Source organism: Caballeronia sordidicola (genome assembly GCF_000729995.1).
In the GTDB taxonomy this organism is placed as follows: domain Bacteria; phylum Pseudomonadota; class Gammaproteobacteria; order Burkholderiales; family Burkholderiaceae; genus Caballeronia; species Caballeronia sordidicola_A.
Genome location: NZ_JNFG01000002.1, coordinates 18,189 through 34,788, shown reverse-complemented (window position 1 = coordinate 34,788; position 16,600 = coordinate 18,189). Strand labels below are relative to the sequence as shown.

Annotated in this window: 16 protein-coding genes; 12 read left to right on the top strand and 4 right to left on the bottom strand. The window is 60.2% G+C overall.

Features of this window, described 5'->3' with window-relative positions; genetic code table 11:
* Window positions 1–6 precede the first annotated feature (6 nt).
* Window positions 7–258: a hypothetical protein gene (locus FH08_RS48085; protein WP_035565020.1), complete on the bottom strand. Its 252-nt coding sequence runs from the start codon at window positions 256–258 to the stop codon at window positions 7–9.
* A 635-nt stretch (window positions 259–893) separates the two neighbouring features.
* On the opposite strand from FH08_RS48085, the gene FH08_RS0101085 reads away from it, so the two are divergent.
* The 12 genes from FH08_RS0101085 (at window position 894) to FH08_RS0101030 (ending at window position 13,321) form a co-directional block, all read left to right on the top strand.
* Window positions 894–2,309, top strand: a complete 1,416-nt coding sequence (locus FH08_RS0101085; RefSeq protein WP_051887613.1) for an undecaprenyl-phosphate glucose phosphotransferase — start codon at window positions 894–896, stop codon at window positions 2,307–2,309.
* 120 nt (window positions 2,310–2,429) lie between these two features.
* The gene (rfbA, locus tag FH08_RS0101080; RefSeq protein WP_031356534.1) at window positions 2,430–3,332 is read left to right on the top strand and encodes a glucose-1-phosphate thymidylyltransferase RfbA; all 903 of its coding nucleotides are present in this window, start codon (window positions 2,430–2,432) and stop codon (window positions 3,330–3,332) included.
* Complete coding sequence (gene rfbC / locus FH08_RS0101075; protein WP_031356533.1) at window positions 3,329–3,907, top strand: dTDP-4-dehydrorhamnose 3,5-epimerase; 579 nt, start codon at window positions 3,329–3,331, stop codon at window positions 3,905–3,907. Before rfbA ends, rfbC begins: the two co-directional genes overlap by 4 nt.
* Before the next feature lie 31 nt (window positions 3,908–3,938).
* Window positions 3,939–4,826 carry a dTDP-4-dehydrorhamnose reductase gene (rfbD, locus tag FH08_RS0101070; RefSeq protein WP_031356532.1) on the top strand — a complete coding sequence of 296 codons (888 nt, stop codon included), beginning with the start codon at window positions 3,939–3,941 and terminating at the stop codon, window positions 4,824–4,826.
* The gene (rfbB, locus tag FH08_RS0101065) at window positions 4,826–5,839 is read left to right on the top strand and encodes a dTDP-glucose 4,6-dehydratase (RefSeq protein WP_031356531.1); all 1,014 of its coding nucleotides are present in this window, start codon (window positions 4,826–4,828) and stop codon (window positions 5,837–5,839) included. The genes rfbD and rfbB overlap by 1 nt, the downstream gene beginning before the upstream one ends.
* Entirely contained in the window at window positions 5,836–6,963 is a 1,128-nt protein-coding gene (locus FH08_RS0101060; RefSeq protein WP_031356530.1) for an NAD-dependent epimerase/dehydratase family protein, read from the top strand. The genes rfbB and FH08_RS0101060 overlap by 4 nt, the downstream gene beginning before the upstream one ends.
* A gap of 58 nt (window positions 6,964–7,021) precedes the next feature.
* On the top strand, window positions 7,022–7,903 hold the full coding sequence (locus tag FH08_RS0101055; RefSeq protein WP_031356529.1) for a glycosyltransferase family 2 protein: 882 nt from the start codon (window positions 7,022–7,024) through the stop codon (window positions 7,901–7,903).
* Window positions 7,904–7,937: 34 nt separating this feature from the next.
* Window positions 7,938–8,702 (top strand): WecB/TagA/CpsF family glycosyltransferase, encoded by a 765-nt coding sequence (locus FH08_RS0101050; RefSeq protein ID WP_031356528.1) that lies wholly within the window; start codon window positions 7,938–7,940, stop codon window positions 8,700–8,702.
* 72 nt (window positions 8,703–8,774) lie between these two features.
* On the top strand, window positions 8,775–10,064 hold the full coding sequence (locus tag FH08_RS0101045; protein WP_031356527.1) for a capsular biosynthesis protein: 1,290 nt from the start codon (window positions 8,775–8,777) through the stop codon (window positions 10,062–10,064).
* The gene (locus FH08_RS0101040; RefSeq protein ID WP_152602706.1) at window positions 10,061–11,443 is read left to right on the top strand and encodes an oligosaccharide flippase family protein; all 1,383 of its coding nucleotides are present in this window, start codon (window positions 10,061–10,063) and stop codon (window positions 11,441–11,443) included. The genes FH08_RS0101045 and FH08_RS0101040 overlap by 4 nt, the downstream gene beginning before the upstream one ends.
* Before the next feature lie 3 nt (window positions 11,444–11,446).
* Window positions 11,447–12,031: an acyltransferase gene (locus FH08_RS54120; protein ID WP_031356525.1), complete on the top strand. Its 585-nt coding sequence runs from the start codon at window positions 11,447–11,449 to the stop codon at window positions 12,029–12,031.
* Window positions 12,032–12,109: 78 nt separating this feature from the next.
* Window positions 12,110–13,321: a hypothetical protein gene (locus FH08_RS0101030; protein ID WP_235210251.1), complete on the top strand. Its 1,212-nt coding sequence runs from the start codon at window positions 12,110–12,112 to the stop codon at window positions 13,319–13,321.
* A 5-nt stretch (window positions 13,322–13,326) separates the two neighbouring features.
* On the opposite strand, the gene FH08_RS0101025 is transcribed toward FH08_RS0101030, so the two are convergent.
* The 3 genes from FH08_RS0101025 to FH08_RS0101015 form a co-directional block, all read right to left on the bottom strand.
* Entirely contained in the window at window positions 13,327–14,373 is a 1,047-nt protein-coding gene (locus FH08_RS0101025; RefSeq protein WP_031356523.1) for an acyltransferase family protein, read from the bottom strand.
* A 55-nt stretch (window positions 14,374–14,428) separates the two neighbouring features.
* Window positions 14,429–14,821 (bottom strand): hypothetical protein, encoded by a 393-nt coding sequence (locus tag FH08_RS51600; protein ID WP_152602705.1) that lies wholly within the window; start codon window positions 14,819–14,821, stop codon window positions 14,429–14,431.
* A gap of 258 nt (window positions 14,822–15,079) precedes the next feature.
* Entirely contained in the window at window positions 15,080–16,597 is a 1,518-nt protein-coding gene (locus FH08_RS0101015; protein WP_051887648.1) for a PLP-dependent aminotransferase family protein, read from the bottom strand.
* Between the last annotated feature and the right edge of the window lie 3 nt (window positions 16,598–16,600).

Sequence of the window (16,600 nt, the reverse complement as noted above, 5' to 3'; positions counted from 1 at the left end):
CAAGGGTTAGCGAACCGTGCCGGTGGTTCCGGTCGTACCGGTGGTGCCCGTCGAGCCCAGCCCGTTGCCACCCCCGCCGGATACCGCCGCTACCACGAGCGCTGTGACCACCACGCCGCCCACCACAAGCGCGGCCGTACCGATGCCACCGGCGCTCGCGGCGGCCACCGCGGCAGTGGCGCCCTCTTCGCCCTGCGCATGCGACAGCGAAGGCATGGCCAGCGCTGCTACCGTCATCAATACAGGAAGAGCTTTCATACATCACCTCGTCAGGGTGCGGCGCAAGCCGCATGAGAGAAGCAAGACCTGTCCCGATGCCCGGATCCAACCCCAGGCGATGGCCGACATGCTCTTGAGAAATCGATAAATATCTCAATGGCAAATCACGACAGATAAAGCTGGCTAAATTCAAGGCGGATAGTACATTTGCTGCATCGCAGTGACTGTCCGTGACTTTAAACGGCAAGACTTTGACGCGAATGGGAAAGCACTATTGAATTGACATGAATGTCGTCTGATCAATAGCAGCCCCGGCTGGTTGGATTTATTGACCCGCTCCGTCAACATCGTGTTCTTTTACGCCAGACAGGTACCGTCCGCTTTTCGCCTATGTATGATGCAACGCAAAAGACGGGTGGCATGCCTTTGGTTATTTGTTTAAAGCATTGCCAGGTGATTAATATTTTGAAATTCGCGTTTCGAAGCGAATGCCGCTGCATTTCCTGATTCGCGTCATCCATCGGGCGTGGCGAGGCGCTTTTTAGCATCGTGCCAAAGACGGTGTGCGGAGCCTTGCCCGCTCTCCGGGGAAGAGCATCCAGCAGATTTAAACGATAGCACCAGTTAAATAAAATGCGGTTGAAGACCAGTCACGCTATTCATTGGGGAATAACATGCAATCGGCTCGGCTTCTCGAAACGGACGTTATTACGTACCGGCTTGGATTCTTATCGCGCACAGTAGACGCCTGCATGATTCTGATTGGTGCCGCGATTGCTTTTGCGTTGCGTTTTGAGGACTTCCATTCCTGGACCGAGCCTATTGTCATTTTGGTCGCATTTAACGCTTTAATGGTCGCGAGTTTGTTTCCGGCACTCGGATTTTATCGAACATTTCGGCGTGATTCTTTTATCAAGACTGCAATGCGCGTGACAGCCGGCTGGACCACCGTATTCATGCTTGGCATTGCATTCATGCTGTCCGTCCAGCAGATGTCCCTGATCTCGCGCCTGTGGTCCGGTGCATGGTTCCTGATCTCGCTTGCGCTGCTGATTGCGGCGCGCACGGGAGGGTACCGGTTGTTCGGCGTGGCGCAATCACGGCGCGAGCGAGCGAAGTCCGTCGCCATAGTGGGCGCCAGCGCCTACAGCATGCGGTTGATCGAAAAACTGCAACGATCGGCAAGCGGCGGTCTTCAGCCCGTCTGCGTATTCGACGAACGCCCGGACGCTGCAACGTTCTCCTGCGGATTGCCGGTCGTACGTTCGCTTGGGGCACTCGCGGAAGCGGTCAAGCATCGGGCTATCGACGAGTTATGGTTGGTCCTGACCCTCAAGGAAGAAGAGCGGATCCACGCAATCCTGCGCGAGTTCAAGCACGAGTTCCTGAATATCCGCTTCATCCCCAACGTCCATAACTTCGCGCCGTTCACTCACGCCATAGACGGAATTGTCGGTGTACCCGCGATCAACCTGCTTGCTTCGCCGCCTGCCGACCACCGTTTCGTGCCCAAGGAAATCTTTGACCGTCTGTTCGCGGCGCTGGTGCTCGTGTGCATTCTCCCGCTGATGCTGGGAATCGCGGTGGCGGTCAAGTTGTCCTCGCCGGGGCCGGTGTTTTTCAGGCAATCGCGCAAGGGCGTCAACGGCACGCCGTTTCAGATCTACAAGTTCCGGACCATGGTCGTGCACACGGAAGAGCCCGGCAAGCTCACGCAGGCGAAGCGCCGCGATCCGCGCGTGACGAACGTGGGCGCGTTCCTGCGACGCACCAGCCTGGATGAATTACCGCAATTCCTGAACGTGTTGCGCGGCGAGATGTCGGTCGTCGGCCCTCGTCCTCATGCGCTGCAGCACGACGAACAATACAAGGATTTGGTCCACGGCTACATGTGCCGGTACCGGATCAAGCCGGGCATTACCGGGTGGGCGCAGATCAACGGCTACCGCGGTGAAACCGAGGCTATCGACAAGATGCAGGGCCGCGTCGAGCTCGACCTGAACTACATCGAGAACTGGACCTTCGGCCTCGACCTGAAGATCGTGCTCATGACGATCGTGCGTGGATTCAGGGGGCTGCATGCGTATTGATGAGATCGCATGTGAGCGGCAATCGCCCCTCCATTGCGGGACCGAACCCACTCGCCCACACCACGCCGGCGGCCCGGAATCGCGTGTTTTTCTTAAGGCATTTCCCAGCATGAGAGTGACATGACTGTCCCAACCCGCGTTGCCCGGAAGGGCTTGATCCTGGCCGGGGGCACCGGCTCGCGCCTGCATCCGCTGACACGGTCCGTCAGCAAGCAGCTCATGCCCGTGTATGACAAGCCGATGATCTACTACCCGCTCACCACACTCATGCTGGCGGGCATACGAGACATCCTGATCATCACCACGCCGCAGGACAGCGAATCTTTCATTCACCTGCTCGGCGACGGGTCGAGCTGGGGTCTTAACCTGTCGTATGCAGTGCAGGAGCGTCCCGAAGGACTCGCCCAGGCGTTCCTGATCGGCGAACATTTTCTCGGCAACAGTCCGGCCGCGCTGATCCTCGGCGACAACATATTCTATGGCACGGGTCTTTCAGTGCTGCTGCAAAACGCGTGCTCGCGCGAGGACGGCGCAAGCATCTTCGGGTACTACGTGCGCGACCCGGAACGCTACGGCGTCGTGACGCTCGATCAGCACGGCAATGCCGTCGACCTGGAAGAAAAACCCCGTCATCCGCGTAGCCACTATGCGGTGACGGGCCTCTATTTCTACGACCGCGACGTCGTGCCGATGGCGCGTGAGATCCGGCCCTCGGCGCGCGGCGAACTCGAGATCACCGACCTCAACCGTGCCTACCTGGAGCGTGGAGACCTCAAGGTCGAACTGATGGGCCGCGGCTACACGTGGCTCGACACGGGAACCCACGAATCGCTGCTGGACGCGGCCAACTTCGTCCATCTGATGCAAGTGCGCCAGGGCCTGCAGATCGCCTGCCCGGAAGAGATTGCATGGCGGCTGGGGTGGATCGGCAGCGAAGACATGCAGCGTCTCGCGTCGCCGCTGCTGAAGAGCGGTTACGGGAACTATCTGGTGGACCTGCTGCGTCGCGAGGTAGCGCTGTGAACATAGTCGAAACGCGTCTTCCCGGCGTCCTGATCCTGCAGCCCAAAGTCTTCGGCGATGAACGCGGTTTTTTCGTCGAGACCTTTCGCGAAACCTGGCTCGCCGATACCGGCGTGAACGCCCGCTTCGTCCAGGACAACCAGTCCCGTTCGGCACGCGGCGTCTTGCGCGGGCTCCATTACCAACGGCGCAATCCGCAGGGCAAGCTCGTGCGCGTATCGCGCGGCGCGGTCTTCGACGTGGCTGTCGATGTCCGGCTAGGCTCGCCCTCCTTCGGCCAGTGGGTCGGCGTGACACTGGACGACGTGCGCCACGAGATGTTGTGGATTCCACCCGGTTTCGCCCATGGCTTTTGCGTGATTTCTGAACAAGCGGACTTTGTCTACAAATGCACGACTTACTACGATCCCGAGACCGACGCGGGTGTTCGCTGGGACGACCCGGCCATTGGCATCGAATGGCCGGAGCCTGGCGGCGGCGCAGCGACGGCAATGTCCGCCAAGGACTTCGCGTTACCGCTGCTGCACGAGCAGGAACCGGCCAGGCTGCCGCGCTTCGAGGAGGTCGCGGCATGAGCTTGCGCGACTTCGCATGGAGCGCCACGCGATGACGATTCTCGTAGTCGGAGCCGGCGGCCAGGTGGGCCGCGAGCTCGTGTTGCGCTCTCACGGCCGCGAATTGATCGGACTCGACCGGCAAGCGCTCGATATCACCGATCACGACGCGGTCGATCGTGCCCTGAGCGAGTACGACGCGGAGCTGGTGATCAACGCCGCCGCGTACACATCCGTCGATAAGGCGGAGAGCAATGTCGAACAGGCGTTCGCGGTGAACCGCGACGCCGTCGAGATCCTGGCCTGCGCGTCGGCACAAGCCGGCATCCCGTTGTTCCATCTGTCCACGGACTATGTATTCGACGGCAACAGCACCACGCCCTACGAACCGGGCGATCCGGCTTCGCCACTCGGTGTGTATGGCCGCAGCAAATGGGCCGGCGAGCAGGCCATTCGCGCGCTGCTTCCGGCGCATCTGATCCTGCGGGTGTCGTGGGTGTTCGGCGCGCACGGCAACAACTTCGTGAAGACGATCCTGCGTCTTGCGCGCGAGCGCCGCGAACTTCGGATTGTCGGCGACCAGTACGGCGCACCCACGCACGCCGGTGCAATTGCCGAGGTGCTGCTGTTGCTCGCTGACCGGTATCTGCGGGCGCCCGGCAACCGCTCGCTGCCCTGGGGCACTTACCACTACACGGGGAGCACCGTGACCACGTGGTGCGGTCTGGCGCAGGCTACGGTCGCGCAGGCGGCGTCGCGCGGCATGCTCGACCGCCCGCCGACCGTGCGGCCGATCACGACAGCCGACTACCCGTTGCCGGCGGCCCGTCCAAAGAACTCCGTGCTCGACATGCAAACGACCCGCAACCTGCTTGGCCTCGAGCCCCGGCCGTGGCAGGAAGGCCTCGCCGAAGTACTCAATCACTGGGCTGCAAACTGATGGATTATCGACCCTCTACCGTCCTTGTCACGGGCGGCGCCGGATTTATCGGCTCGAACTTTGTGCATCACCTGCTGCGCGCCGATACCCGCGTGCGGATCATCAATCTCGACTCTCTGACCTACGCCGGGTCGCTGGACAACTTGTCGAATCTGGCGGACCCAAGCCGCCACACGTTCGTGCACGGTGACATTTGCGACCGTCCGCTGGTGGGCCGGCTCCTGGACGAACATGGCATTGATACCGTCGTCCACTTCGCGGCGGAAAGCCATGTCGACCGGTCGATCAGCGACCCGCGCGAGTTCGTTCGAACCAATGTGGAAGGCACCTTCACGTTGCTCGAAGCGGCCCGCGCCGCCTGGCTCAACGCCGGCACGGACGCGGCCCGCGAGCGGCGCTTCCATCACATTTCGACTGACGAAGTGTTCGGCTCCCTGGGTCCGGGCGACCCGGCCTTTGTCGAGACCACACGCTATGCACCGAACTCGCCTTACTCAGCGAGCAAGGCCGCGTCCGACCATTTGGTACGCGCCTATTTCCACACGTACGGGCTGCCGGTCGTCACAACGCATTGTTCGAACAACTACGGCCCGCGCCAGCACGCGGAGAAGTTCATTCCGACCGTGATCCGCAACTGCCTCGCCGGCACCCGTATCCCGGTTTATGGCGACGGCCAGAACGTGCGCGACTGGCTTTATGTCGATGATCATTGCGACGCGCTGCAGCGTGTGCTGACGAAGGGCAAGGCCGGCGAGACGTACAACATCGGCGGGTGCAACGAGTGGCGCAACAGCGACGTGGTTGCACTGATCTGCCGCCTGCTCGACGAACGGCTGCCCGAACGCGCGCCGCACATGCGGCTGGTCGAGTTCGTTACCGACCGCGCCGGACACGACCGCCGCTATGCAATCGACACGGCAAAAATCAGCGACGAACTGGATTGGGGTCCTGCGGAAGACTTCGAGACCGGCATCGCCAAGACAATCGACTGGCAACTCGGATTGACGCTATGAAAACACTGATCACCGGCGGCGCCGGTTTTATCGGCAGCTCGCTTGCCAAAGCGCTCGTTGCGCGCGGCGACTCCGTTACCGTGCTTGACAACCTGTCCCCGCAGATTCACGGCGCAAGTCCGGACGAGTCGCCACTTCTTGGCGAGCTTCCGGCAAGCGTGCGTTTCATCAAGGGCGACGTGCGCCACGTGGATGACTGGGCCCAGGCGCTCGAAGGACAAGAGGCGGTGGTGCACCTCGCCGCCGAAACCGGCACCGGCCAGTCGATGTATCAGGTCGACCGTTACGTGGAAACGAATATCCGCGGCACGTCCTTGTTGCTCGATCATCTGGCCCACCAACCACATTCGATCCGCCGCGTGGTGGTGGCGTCGTCACGTTCGATCTATGGCGAGGGTAAATATCGCGGCCCGAACGGCGACACTTATCCCGGCACGCGCAACGCCAGCGACATGCGCGCCGGCGCGTTCGAATGCCTGTCTGCGGACACGGGTGAACCGCTTGAGGTGGTGGCGACGGACGAAGCGTCCAAGACCCATCCGAGTTCCGTCTATGGCATTACCAAGCTGGTTCAGGAGCAACTGGTCCTGATGACATGCGGCGCCATGGGTATTGGTGCGGCGGCGTTGCGGTTTCAGAACGTATATGGACCGGGACAGTCGCTTCGCAATCCCTACACAGGAATCCTTTCTATATTTTCCACGCTGCTGCTGCAGGGCAAGGACATCAATATTTTCGAAGACGGCGAGGAGACACGAGATTTTGTGTACATCGACGATGTGGTCGAGTCCATCGTCCTGACACTGGACGCGGAGCACGCGCAGCAAGTGGCCTACAACGTTGGCTCGGGCGTGGCGACCAGCGTGCTTGAAGTCGCGCAAACACTGAAGCGGATCTATGGCGCTGCGGGCGAACTGAAGATAACGGGCGACTTCCGGCTTGGCGATATCCGTCACAACTTCGCCGACGTCAGCAAGATTCGCAACGAGCTCGGCTTCCAGGCAAGCGTCTCCTTCCGCGAAGGCGCCACGCGTTTTTGCGAGTGGGTCAGGAGCCAGACGATTGAAGACGCGGGTTATGAGCGCTCCGTTGCTGAAATGCGCGCCCGGGGTTTGATGAATTGAAGCATTGCCCAGGCAACGCAGAGACTGGCGCCCGTGCTTTCCATGGAGGATCGAGACAATGAAAATCGGCATCGTGACCGTGCTGTTCAAATCGGACGACGTGATCAATGGGTTTATTGACAGCATGAACGCCCAGACGTTCGATAATTTCCATATCTTCTTCGTGGAGAACGACGTGAGCAATCTTCATTGCGAACGCGTGATCCGCGAGACGCTGAAGACGCCGTTCACGTTCGTGCGCAACTACGAAAACACCGGCGTGGCCGCGGGCAATAACCAGGGGATCGACTTCTTCCTGTCCGACCGCTCCTACACGCACCTGCTGTTCCTGAACAACGACATCGAGGTCGATCCGGACTTCCTGCAAAAGCATGTCGAGCTTCTCCAGTTGCACCCCGAGGTCGATGCGCTCGCGCCGAAGATGTTCTATTACAAGCCCGAGAACAAGGTCTGGTATGCCGGCGGCAAGCTGAGTTACCTAAAGGGCGGCTGCAGGCATTTCGGTCATAACAAACCCGACCGGTTGACGACGGACGAGCTGTATCGCGTGGACTACGCACCGACCTGTTCGCTGATTGTGAAGATCTGGCCGTTGCGCGACGCCGGCATTCGCATGTGGGAAGAACTGTTCGTGTACTACGACGACACCGTGTTCTGCCACGAGCTCAATCAGGCCGGATTCAGGATGTATTTCACGCCGACCATTCATCTGCGGCACAAGATCAGTTCGTCCACAGGCGGTGCCAAGTCTGATTTTTCACGCTATTTCATGACGCGCAACTGGCTGTACTGGGGGCTGAGGAGACGCAACCTTGCCGTGCTTACTTCTGCACTGGCGCTAGGCGGCTTTCACTTCGTGGCACGTAACAAGGTTGAGATCCGCGCAATGCGCGACGCGCTTCAAATGGCACGCCCGCTTGCGCTAGAGGTGCAGCAATGAGCCCGACCGCCGCCCCGGATTTGTGGAGACAGACATGACTTACCGGTACCACATGCGCGGCAACAGCCTGATCAGGAAGCTCACGCTCGTCATGAGCGAGCGTGAGGAGGACAGGATCATTGAAGCCATGCAGACCGCGCGCAAGCCGATGGTCGTGTCGTTCCTGAACGCGCACGCATTCAACCTCGCGTGGAAGGAGAGCGATTTCAGGAGGAGCCTGGTCGAGTCCGACCTGCTGCTTCGTGACGGTATTGGCGTATCGATCCTGCTGACGCTACTTGGCATCCGGCCGGGCCTCAACATGAACGGCACCGACCTGATTCCGAAGGTGCTCGAGCGCTGTCGCGGCAGCGTCGCGCTGCTGGGTACCCGGGACCCCTACCTGTCCATGGCGGCTGCGAAACTGCGTGAGGCAGGTTCGGACGTCACGATCACGCTGGACGGCTTCCAGCCGGACGCGCGCTACGTGGACGCGGTGCGAGCGAGCCGGTCCACGATCGTCATCCTGGCAATGGGTATGCCCAAGCAAGAGCGCGTGGCGCTGGCGTTAAAGGAGGCGATCACGTGGCCGTGCCTGATCGTCAATGGCGGCGCGATCCTCGACTTCATGTCGGGCCGGGTAAGCCGCGCGCCCGGCATGCTGCAGACGCTTCATCTCGAATGGCTGTTCCGCCTCGCCCGTGAGCCCCGGCGTTTGTGGCGCCGGTACGTGCTCGGAAACTCGGTGTTCCTGTTTCGCTCGCTGCGAATCTGGCGCTCATTGAGACCCGACCGCGACAACGGACGAACGCTGATCTAGCCCTGCGCTTTCGCGGCTCCCGACAACCACATGGCCGCTCGCGCCCCAACTCAACGACTCATCCGAAAGCGCATGACAAAAATCGTAACGCTGGTCTATTACCACTCAATGGCGCGTTTTTTTTGCGGCATAGAAGATGCGTGGAAGCAATTCGAACCCGATGCCGAGTTCCTGCATCTCGCGGTATTCCCCAGCGCCTGGGCCTACCTGAAGGTGCATGGACGGCAAACAGCAGCGCTTTCCTGGCAGTCGTATCTGGGTGGAAGCCTAAGCACAAGGGGCATCGCCGCCACCGTGCCCGGACCGGAGATCGAGGCCATGATCCGGTTCCACGCATCGGACCCAAACATCAAGCCGACACAGACAATCGCGTTGCGGCGCCAGGCGCAAAAAATGCTGCGCGCCTGCCACTCGATCGTGACGAAGTTCGATCCGGACATTGCGATCATCAGCGGTGATACACGGCTTCCCGCCGAGTCGCTGATTCGTGCGCTAAAGAACCGCAAGACTGTGTCGTGGTATTTCGAGCAAGGCCCGTACCGCACGACGGTACTCGATCGCCAGGGCGTCAACGCGAACTGCTCGTTTCGCCACGAACTTGCCCGACTCGAGGCGTCCGGGCCATCCCTGCCGTCTCGCGTAAATTCAGCCCGTTGGACGAACAAGCTCTATACCCTGCTGGACCGCGTCGCGTTCACACAAGCACATGTCACGCGCCTGATGCCACCCGACCTCCTGCCCTACACGCTGCACAAATGTCCGCAGGCACGCTATGCCAGATTGCGTTCGACGGTACTGCTGCAGTCCGATCCGCAAAAGGTCGTACTGGTCGCCATGCAGGTCCCGGAAGACGCGAACAATATTTACCACAACCCTCTCGGTCTCGACGACGTCGGCCTGCTCAAACTCGTGCTGGAAAACGTGCGACCCGGCTCGACCGTCGTGGTTCGCGAGCACCCGCTGTATAGGCGAAAGTATTCACAGGTCTTCTATGCGCTGATTGAAGCGTCTTGCAACGTGGTCCTGAGCCAGGCATCGCTGCAGCAGGATCTCGACAGGAGCAGGACCACGGTCACCGTCAATTCGCTCACCGGACTCGACGCCTTCGCGCAAGGGCATCGCGTGATCTTGCTGGGGGAGTCGTTCTACGATCATCTGCCCGGCATCGACACGCTCCGCTCCGGCGTGTCGCTACAGACGTTGCTGATGCGAGACCACCCGCCTTCCGCCGATAAACCCGCCTCGTTGCTTGGGCCGTTGATCGATAAATATTTCTTCAAGGGACACTTCACCGACGTGGACTTGTCATTTACCCGCACGATCGCGCAACAGATCGCCAATGACTCGCGAGCCGCTCAATGAGCCGGATGCGGTTCACGCAAATGGCGGGGTTGATCAAGCGCAATAAGATGCTCAGGCGCATTGCGTCAAGCCTGTTCTCCCGTGTGCTGGGAGCAGTCGTCAACTTCACGCTGGTGATCTATCTGGGCCGGTATTTCGGCGCGGCGCAGACCGGTCTCTACATGATCGGTTTCGGCGCCGCGACCCTGCTGTCCACACTGGCACGTCTCGGGCTCGAACAGATCATCATCCGTGAAGGCGCTCCGCTGATCCGCGATGCCCACTGGCACGCACTGCGGCGTCTCTACCGGCGGGCGTTGTTCACGTCCCTTTGCGCCGGTGCATTGATCGCAATGGTCATGTTCGCGCTCGCTCGCGTGATTGCCGTTTACATCTTCCACAAGGCGGAACTGGGCGGCGTGCTGCCATGGTTCGCGCTCTCCATCCTGCCGCTGACGTTCGCATTGATCCACGTGCCGTTCCTGCAGATCGCCAATCGTCCGGAAAGCAGCATCGCCATCCTGAGCCTATGGATACCGCTCTTCTCGCTGCCCGCGCTCTTGCTGGTTCACCCACATTCCGGCGTGGCCGGTGCTCAGATCTTTCTAGCGGCTTGCATGGTCAATGCATTGATTGCGTTTGCGCAATGGCGGCGCTTCATGGCGCATAAAAGTGCGCGGAACACGAATGCCACGGCCTTGCCCGACCCCGCGTTGCTCGCACCCGCGATGCCGCTTCTCGTGGGCAACGTCTGCCAGATGGCGCTGCTGTGGATCGCGGTTTTTGCGGTGGGCATCGCCGCTTCGCCTGATGCCGTCGGCGCGTATTCGGTTGCGCAACGTGTTGCGTTAACGTTGTCGGGATTCCTCGTCCCGCCTATTGATGCGCTCGTCGGGCCACGACTCGCGATGATGCGTGGGGACAAGTCACGCGAGGAAATCCAGTACCTGATCCAGAGCATCTCCTCGGTGCTGTTCGTCTCTGCGACGGCCGTGTTTGTCGTGATCCTGCTCTATGGTTCCGAAATCCTCAAGTTATTCGGCGGTGATTTCCGCGAAGGTTACGGTGCACTCGTCTGCCTCAGCTTCGGGCAACTCGCGATTGTCGCGAGCGGTTCAATTCGCCCGCTGCTCGTGGTCTACGGCCTGGAGAAAATGATCCGGAATACGATGATGGGGGCTGCCCTCTGTTGTGTCGTGTTGTGCGTGGCGTTGATTCCGCTCATCGGTCCGCCAGGCGCCGCGATTGCGACCTCGCTCGCACTCGCCGGGGAGAAAGTAATCGAAGGATTCATTGCCCGGCGCAGGCTCGGCATCTCCGTGTTTCCGTCGCCCGGTTTCTATGCGCAACATGTCAGGCTTTGGCTTAATCGCGACAGCGCACAACGGCGAGGAAGCTGAACCATGGAACTCGGCATCTGGTTCAAGGTTCGCAACCGTCTCAGCACATGCCTTCAGGGTGTGCTGCTGCCTTTCTTCTTCGCCGATTTCGGGCGCGGCGCGAGAATTCTCCGTCCGATCCGGATCAGCGGCTCGAACAATATCTCGATCGGGCGGGATGCGTTCATCAACCATTTCGCCTGGCTCGAAACCATTGCGTGCTTTGACAGGAAACCGGCGCTGCGGATTGAGCGCGGTGTTTATATAGGCAACAGTGCGCACATCATTGCGACGCAATCGATTGTGATCGAAGCCGATGCGCTGATCGCGGACCGTGTGTATATAGCCGACTACGCTCACGGCTACAAAGATGTCCGCATGCCCGTGAAACATCAGGCGTTGACGCCCCGCGCGCCCGTCAGGATCGGGACCGGTACGTGGATTGGTGAGAATGCAGTCTTGATTGGATGCACGATCGGGCGCAACTGCGTGATCGGCGCCAACTCAGTGGTACTCACCGATATTCCCGATTATTGCGTCGCCGTGGGAAGCCCCGCCAGGGTCATCCGCCGATGGAACCCGCAGACCGAAGAATGGATAACCGCGTGAAGATGACCGGACACCCACTCAATTCCCCCTTCACTCGAACACGCTTTTTTCGCCATGAAAATACGCTTCAATAAACGCATGCGATATTCGCTCCTGCTGCTCGCCATCCTGCTGGCAAGCGGCGGCTGGATCGTCGTTGTGCGCATGGGCAACGGGCCGCTGATCGCGGCCATCACGCTGATCCTGTTCTGCGGCTTCCTTGCCTCACCACGCATTCCGCGTGCGGTCGGGCTGATGTTTGCGCTGCTCATCGGCCTGATTTTCGTTGTGAGTTTCGTGCAGGACTGGACCATCGACGACAAGGAGCTGTTTGTCATTCTGAAAGCGTTGATCGCGCTCTTTGCATGCATTCATTTCAAGCGCTCCGGTCTGGATTTCCGCGAGTTGTTTGTCGACGTCATGTATTACACGGCCATCGTCTCTCTGGTCCTGTATCCGCTCGCGTACGTGGCGCCCGGAATCGCCCGCTTCATAGACGGCGAATACAGCACCGTGTTCGGCCTGCTCTATGTGCGCTCGTCCGACCTCGAGCGCTTTCATCATTACCGCAACCAGGGTTTCTTCTGGGAAGCGGGCGTGTATGGCGTGATGCTGACGCTTGCGTACACGTACAACGTGCTCAAGTTCCGCAGGCGGCCAAGCGCGGTCTTCCTCCTGGCGGCGATCACCACGCAATCCATGGGCGCGCTGTCGATCCTGTTTCCGTTCGCGGGATTTTGCTACATCTACGCGCGTCAGCCAAAAGTGGCCAAGCTGCTGGCGGGGACCGTTGTCGTGCTGGTAGTCCTGGGGGTATCCGCGCCAGGTATTCTCGGCGATGCGTTCTCCGCGCTCTTCGGCCGCAACGTCCAGAACGACGCAAGTATCCTGGTGCGCATCAACGACCTGACCCTGGGTCTGCGTGCAGCCTCGGACAGCCTGCTGCTTGGCAGGCCCAGCGGCGATATGGACGCGTACAACGCGCTCGCGCTGGATGAATTCGGCTACGTCAAGGTGGAGGATAGCGGCATATCCAACTCCATGACGTGGCTCGTCTACAAGTACGGGGTGCCGGTTGCGCTGATGTACTGCGTGGTGCTGTGGATTCGCGTCAGAAAGGACTTCGGCAGCCTGGCGCCGCTCGTCTTCCTGGTGTTCTCCGGCTTGATGATGATCGAGCCGCTTGGCGTGTCCATCTTCGTGTTTATGTTGCTGGGGTATAGGGATGGCATCGAGGTTGAAACGGAGACGTCAGCGCTGGTTTCAGACGCATCGCCCGCGCCGGTTGGCGGCCGTGTCGCCGGTGCGTGACGGAGTCAAGTCTGCGACACTCGCGCAGGCTTTGCCGAACGTACCTGACGGCGACGGCCATTGATGAGATCGCCAGCCACACCCATGCGGTCGATAGCCCAGGCAATCGCCGCCAGCAAAGTGGCCTGGATGACGAACGACAGCAACCAGTGGTTCGCATGAACGGCATCCAGCAGATGGACGACCGTCGCGTTCACCAGATAGTTGAAGCCAAGGATAGGTAGCGTATGTGTCCCGAGCCAACGCAAAAGCCGGGAGTCGGGAAGTGCCACGGAGAGATGACCCAGCATCAGCGTACCGGCGAGCGCCGCCGCAACGTCGAGCGTGCGTTTCACCGGAGTGGAACCATATATGCTGTCCGACATGTTTAGCGCATCTCCCGACCTGTTCGTCAGCACAGCCCACACCATTGCGACACTGAAAATTAGGATCACACGGCGTACCGCGGAGCCATTTTCGTGAAAATCAAACCATCGTCTTCTCCTGACGACGTGTCCGATCGCGAAGAAAAAAGCTGCGGATGTTGCTATGTCAAGGTCGAACGGGATGAACGGCAAATGCGCCGCGCCCACTATTCCGGCAGCGCCAATCACCATCAGCATCGGCACCATCGCTTGGCCGATAACGCGCGCGAGGCAGGCTGCCGCCGTCTCCAGGCTGAACAGGCAAAACAGGAACCACAACGGTGTGGAGAGGAAATTGCCATCGGCGCGCGGGAAGCCGACCGCGGTACCCCAAGCCAAGCCGAGGAATGCTGTTAGCGTGAGCCTGTGAAGCAGCAACTTGGCGATGAATCCCAGTCCGCATACGGCGCCCATGCACCACGCTGGAATGATCAGCCGTTGGAATTTCCCATTGGTAAACGACCCTGGAGAACGCTGCGCCTTATCGATCTGGAAGAGATAGCCGGACAGGAAAAAGAACGCCGGCATATGGAAAGAATAAACATACCGGTGGACTTCTTCTGGAAGCCCCGCGGTATGTCCAAGCACCACCAGCAGAATCCCAAGGCCGCGGAACAGGTCGATTTCCGGGTTGCGTTCTGTGCTCATTCTTTGCGTTTCCTCAGGAGTGCGCATGCGGACTGGCGAGGTTTCATGACGATCCTCAAGACGATCCTTTAGTGATTGCACATGTCAGCATGATCAGCAGCGCCAAAGCGGCCAGCCAACGCAGTCTCAACAAAAGGATCAGGCGCCGCGGCGTCCACTTGCCGAACTTGCGCCACTTGGCCGTGCCATATTCAATGTGCGCGTAGACGCCATAAAACAAGCGCATTCGAATAGCTGAGGCGAAGGAAGCAACCACATAAACGGCGATGACAACGGCCGCTAAAAACATGATCCCGGATAGCATCACACCCCCGTGCGCTGGTTGGGATTGGCGAAACGTTCGCAACTGGTCTTGTTGATAACCGCACTGTGCCGGCGGCTTTGAAGGAGTCGATTGTTTCACCAGGCACCGGTTGGCATCAGTCAAAACAAGCCGCTTTTCTGACACGAGAATTACTCGCGTAACGATTGCTGGAACAGTGCTGTCACACGGATTCAGCGTGCTTATCCCGGTACGTCAAAACCTTACCTTTTTTCGCAAGTGTTTTTGATGGCGCGGACGACGCCCCTATGATTGGTCCGCTTGCACTCTCAGGGCAGGCATAAACCTCGGAACTTTCCTGCTCACCCCCTTAGGGTGAGCAGGTTTTTTTTAGGTTCGACGCAATGATTGAGATATCAGACCGATTCAAAATGGCCAGTCTTCTTAAATTCGACCACGGAAGGCAAGCGCGGTCTCACCCCTACCCTCCAGCGCCGGATCAAGCACCGCCGCCAGCTTTTCAAACGCCGGCTCGATCTCCTCTTCCGCCACGCATCCGTACCCGATCAGCAAACCCGACATGCCCTCTCCAGGCCGCAGGAAATAACCCGACAGCGGACGCACCACAATATTGACCGCGAGCGCCGCTTTCGCCACCTCACGGTCATCCACGCCATCGGGCAAACGCAGCACGAGATGCAGCCCGGCATCGCCACCCACAATCTGCAGTGCGTCGCCATAACGCTTCCTGATCGTGTCCAGCAGGATCTGGCGACGCTGCCCGTAGATCCCGCGCATTCGCCGGATATGCGACGTGAAATGCCCTTCCGCGATGAACTCGGCCAGCACCGCCTGCTGCAACAGTTGCCCCTCGCGATACAACTCGGCGGAAGCGGTCGCAAAGCTCGTCGACAAGCCCTCGGGCACCACGATATAGCCAATCCGCAGCCCGGGGAAAAGCGTCTTGCCGAAGCTGCCTACGTAGATCACCTGACCCGATGTATCGAGTCCTTGAAGCGACGCGAGCGGCCGGCTGCCGTATCGAAACTCGCTGTCGTAATCGTCCTCGATGATCCAGCAGCCGTTTTGCCGCGCGTACTCCAGCAGCATGCGCCGCCGCGCGAGGCTCATCACCATGCCCAGCGGATATTGATGCGACGGCGTGACCAGCATCAGCTTGGGCGGCTCTGCAAGATCATCCGGAGATGGATTGATGCCCTCTGCGTCCACGGGAATGGCCTTCAGCGATAGCCCGGACACTTGCAACACACTACGCACTCCCCAGTAACAAGGATCTTCGGTCCAGATGACATCGCCGGAATCGGACAGCAGGCGCACGGCAAGATCGATGGACTGGTGAATCCCCGTCGTCACGATGATTTGTTCCGGCGTGCAATGCACCGAGCGCGAGGTCCGCAGATAATCGGCGAGCACCTGACGCAGCTTCGGCAATCCGCCGCCGGGCGCGTAGGTCAGCAGATCCGGCGGCAAGCGGCGCCAGTATTTGGATTGCAAGCGGCTCCAGACGGCCGCCGGAAACCGCGACACATCGGGTACGCCGGGCATGAACGCGCCGCCTTGCCGCTGCGACACACCCGCCCCCTGCAGCAACCGTGCACCGCGCGCGGACAGTACACGAGGTTCAGCCGGGGCCGCATCGCGCGCCGCTGATTCCGCGCCCACGATCTCATCAGGCGCGCTGTCCGAGACAAACGTGCCCTGCCCCGTCGCCGACCACACGTAGCCTTCCAGCGCGAGTTGCTCATAAACCTGCGTGACCGTATTGCGGCCGAGGCCCAACTCGCTCGCGAGCAATCGCGACGACGGAACCTTGGTCCCCGCCGGCAATTCCCGAGACAGGATGGCTTGCTGCAACAAGCCATACAACTGCCGGTAAATGGGAGGCCCGCCCGTCCGTTCAATCCGCTGAGCCAGCCAGTCGGACAACATGCTTGCACGCATCGC